Below are 3839 nucleotides of genomic sequence, written 5' to 3'. Positions count from 1 at the left end.
TCACCCGCTTCTGCACGCTTTAACAAGGCGATAATCTGTTCTTCACTCTTACGTTTGCTCATAGTAAAACTCCTAAATATAAATTAATTGTAAAGGAAAATTCTACATTTGAGCTGTGTTAATTTAGGGGGTGGTTACCAGAGGTTTACGATCTAAAAAGCCATTAGAAGAAAAACCTCTAATGGCCTTACTCACTAATAATTAATGATTAGTAAGCGGCTTTGAAAATTCCAATTACTTCATCAAGTGTTGGTTGTACTGGGTTAGTTAAACCGCAGACGTCTTTCATTGCGTTTTCAGCAAGCACGGTAAAGTCTTCTTCTTTAACATCTAACTCACGTAATGACTTAGGAATACCGACAATACCCGCTAATTTCTTAATTGCTTCAATTACATCTAAGCCCTCAAGCTCTTTGTTATTAGCAGAGAGAATAGCACCAATTTCTTCTAAACGTGGTTTAGCGGCACGTAAGTTAAACTCCTCAACATGCGGTAATAAAAGCGCATTACAGACACCGTGAGGTAAGTCGTAAAAACCACCTAATTGGTGCGCCATCGCATGAACATAACCTAAAGAAGCGTTATTAAATGCCATACCCGCTAAGAATTGTGCATAAGCCATTTGCTCACGTGCTTCGGCATTTTTACCATCAGCTACTGCGGTTGGTAAGTATTTAGCGATTAACTCAATGGCTTTTACCGCACAAGCATCAGTTAGTGGGTTAGCAGCTGTTGAAACGTAGGCTTCGACCGCATGAGTTAAGGCATCCATACCAGTAGCCGCTGTTAAAGAGGCTGGCATATCCTCCATTAATTTAGGGTCATTAACCGATAAAATAGGAGTCACATGCTTATCCACAATGGCCATTTTTACCTGACGCGTTTCGTCGGTAATAATGGTGAAACGAGTCATTTCTGAAGCTGTACCCGCTGTGGTATTAATAGCGATTAATGGTAGTTGTGGCTTAGTAGACTTATCTAAACCCTCGTAATCTTCGATTTTACCGCCGTTGCTCGCAACAATAGCAATACCTTTAGCACAATCATGTGGAGAACCACCGCCAAGCGAAATCACACAATCTGCACCCGCTTCTTTAAGCTTGGCTAAACCATCATTTACATTAGCCACTGTTGGGTTAGGCTTTACATCATCAAAAATATCACTCTCAATACCTTTAGCTTCTAAGAGTTTTGCCACTTGTGATGCGAAACCTAACTCAGCTAGCGGCTTATCAGTCACAATTAAAGCCTTTTTAAAGCCTAATAAAGCAATTTGCTCTACCGCTTGATCGAGTGCGCCTTCACCAATAATATTGTTACTAGGCATAAAAAACTGAGCAGCCATGATTTTCCTTTTTAAAAAAATTAAAAAGAGGTGAAATAAAACACCTCTTATGGGGACAAATCCTTGTTAATTTCTATTTAAAATATAGCCTTTTAAGCCAATACTTTATTATACAAAATGTAAAAGAGTTTTGCCTAGATTGACACTTACAACTGACAGCAAACACCTATATTAGCGTCATAATGTATGACCCCCATTTTTAGGAACACCTTTTAGTGGAATGATATGGATTTTAAGCCGCTTTAAGTCGCGGGGGTACACCTCCTATAGCCATGTTAGGCCGTACGTTATTATACTGCCATTGCCATTGGGTGACTAGCAACTCAGCTTGCTCCAATGAGTCAAAGATATACATATTTAAAAGCTCCTCCCTGACAGTTCGGTTAAATCGCTCAATATAGGTATTTTGATAGGGCTTGCCTGGCTGAATGTAGTTCAGACGAATGCCTTGACTTTCAGTCCATGAGATCAGTCGTTCTGAGATATACTCAGGACCATTGTCAACTCGTATCTCTTTAGGCTTTCCACGCTGCTCAATTGTGCGCTCTAGGTATCGAATTACCTGCTCGCTCGGAATAGATAAGGCAACATCCATGGCTAACGCTTCTCGGTTGAAATCATCAATGACGTTCAATAAACGTAGTCTACGACCATCGGCTAGTGCATCACTCATAAAATCCATTGACCATACCTGATTAGCAGCTGTGGGCACAGCCAGTGGCGCTGGCTGCTTTCGTTGAAGGCGTAGGCGAGGTTTAATACGTAAGTTCAATGCTAACTCCTTGTAGATGCGGTAAACACGCTTATGATTCCAAACAACGCCTTGGACATTTCTGAGATATAAAAAGCATAGTTTAAAGCCCCAACGCTTATTGGTTTGGGTAAGTTTAATCAAGCAATTGGCAATCTGCTCGTCCTCAGCCTTTCCTTTACTCTGATAGTAATAACTTGATGTGCTAATACCCACCGTTCGGCAAGCTAACCTGACAGCAAAGCCTTGACGTGATACAAGTGTTCTTGCCATCGCTTTTCGTAGCGATGGCTTTACCACTTTCCCTCAAGTAGTTCCTTTCGCGCCTCGGAAACTAGCCGCTCCTCAGCGTAAAGCTTCTTAAGCTTCGCATTCTCTTCCTGTAGGCGTTTTAGCTCATTGAGCATTGACGAGTCCATGCCGGCATATTTGCTACGCCATTTGTAAAAAGCAGATTGGCTCATGCCGTGCTCACGACACAAATCAGCAACGCTCACGCCGCTCTCATGCTGTTTAAGAATAGATAAGATTTGTCGCTCGGTAAATTGTTTTCTACGCATGAAAAATTCCTTTAAATATAACAAATAGTTTAACGAAATTTTCCACTCATCGGTGTTTCGATTTTAGGGGAGTATTACCTCTCTAAAGACAGAAAGATCGAAAATACCGGATTTATTAAAAATAATGACATGATGCCAAAGTCAGGTAAGGGTTTCAGCTTTTATTTTGGACTAGAGCGAGATTTTAATTTAAAAAACAATCACTACTTACGTATTGAGAATTCTTTATTTGCAAAGAGCTTTTGGAATAATCATCATAATGATGACCTAATTAACCGCCTCTCTGTAGGTTATGTCAATAAATCGAATCAACGCTCATTGGCTGTATTACCTTTTTATGAAAAACGTTGGTATGGTGGCAAACAGTACAAAGATAATAAAGGATTACGCTTAGAATACGACTACTGGTTAAACCCTAATTTGAGAACAATTAATGCCCTCGAATATTCAAAGCAATATTACAAGGATTATGAACAATTAGACGGCAATAACAAACTTTTTTCAACTACCCTATTCTGGATAAGAAAACCAGAACAATTCTTTTTCGGAGGTTTTGATTTTTTTGCTGAACGCTCAGGTGAAAAGCAATTCAGTTCAGACTTCAAAAACATACGAATTGGCTGGGGTCAAGAATGGAGTTACGGCATCTCAAGTCGCTTGAGTTTAGCTATGGGGCAACGTAAATACAAATCTGAAGCAGTCATTGGTGGCTTAATACCTTTAGCTAAAAAGCGTGATGATAAAGAATACAATGTTAACTTAACGCTTTGGAAAAGAGATTGGCATGTTTTAGGCATTACGCCTAAGCTAAATTATCAATGGCGGAAAACAGATAGTAATATACCTAGTATGTACTCATACAGTAAAAATCGTTTAATGCTAATCTTTGAAAAATCGTTTTAAACTATCTATTGATTTTTTAACTCAGTTAGCAATATTTTTACTCAATACTCTACTCCCTTGCATTCGCAGCTTTAAGATAAGTATTCAATCCTAAATCCAAGTTTTGCTAGCGTAAGCGTTCGGTGAACACCTATTGATTTTCAAATGAATAACGCCTTGATGTAATGGTCAAGGCGTTATTCACTTATTGTGTTACTTCTTTTGCTGTCGTTACTTGCCATCGATGTGGCAACAAGTCCTCAATATCCTTTGCTTTATGCGTGGGCAATCGCTCCAGCAC

3 protein-coding genes are annotated in these 3839 nt (G+C 39.4%); 1 reads left to right on the top strand and 2 read right to left on the bottom strand.

The features are described from left to right. Positions 1–208: 208 nt before the first annotated feature. Together yiaY and B092_RS0112335 are read right to left on the bottom strand one after the other, a co-directional pair. Positions 209–1345: an L-threonine dehydrogenase gene (yiaY, locus tag B092_RS0112340; protein ID WP_018575538.1), complete on the bottom strand. Its 1137-nt coding sequence runs from the start codon at positions 1343–1345 to the stop codon at positions 209–211. A gap of 232 nt (positions 1346–1577) precedes the next feature. Next, a protein-coding gene (locus tag B092_RS0112335) for an IS3 family transposase (protein ID WP_169333971.1) occupies positions 1578–2656 on the bottom strand; the annotation gives its coding sequence in 2 pieces (ribosomal slippage) (positions 1578–2395 and positions 2395–2656; 1080 coding nt in all). A gap of 48 nt (positions 2657–2704) precedes the next feature. On the opposite strand from B092_RS0112335, the gene B092_RS14480 reads away from it, so the two are divergent. Then, positions 2705–3559 (top strand): surface lipoprotein assembly modifier, encoded by an 855-nt coding sequence (locus B092_RS14480; protein WP_309473718.1) that lies wholly within the window; start codon positions 2705–2707, stop codon positions 3557–3559. The last annotated feature ends 280 nt before the right edge of the window (positions 3560–3839 follow it).

Source organism: Oligella ureolytica DSM 18253 (genome assembly GCF_000373745.1).
Taxonomy (GTDB): Bacteria; Pseudomonadota; Gammaproteobacteria; order Burkholderiales; family Burkholderiaceae_B; genus Oligella; species Oligella ureolytica.
The sequence above is the reverse complement of the archived record's forward strand: the minus strand, read 5'-3'. Positions and strand labels throughout refer to the sequence as shown.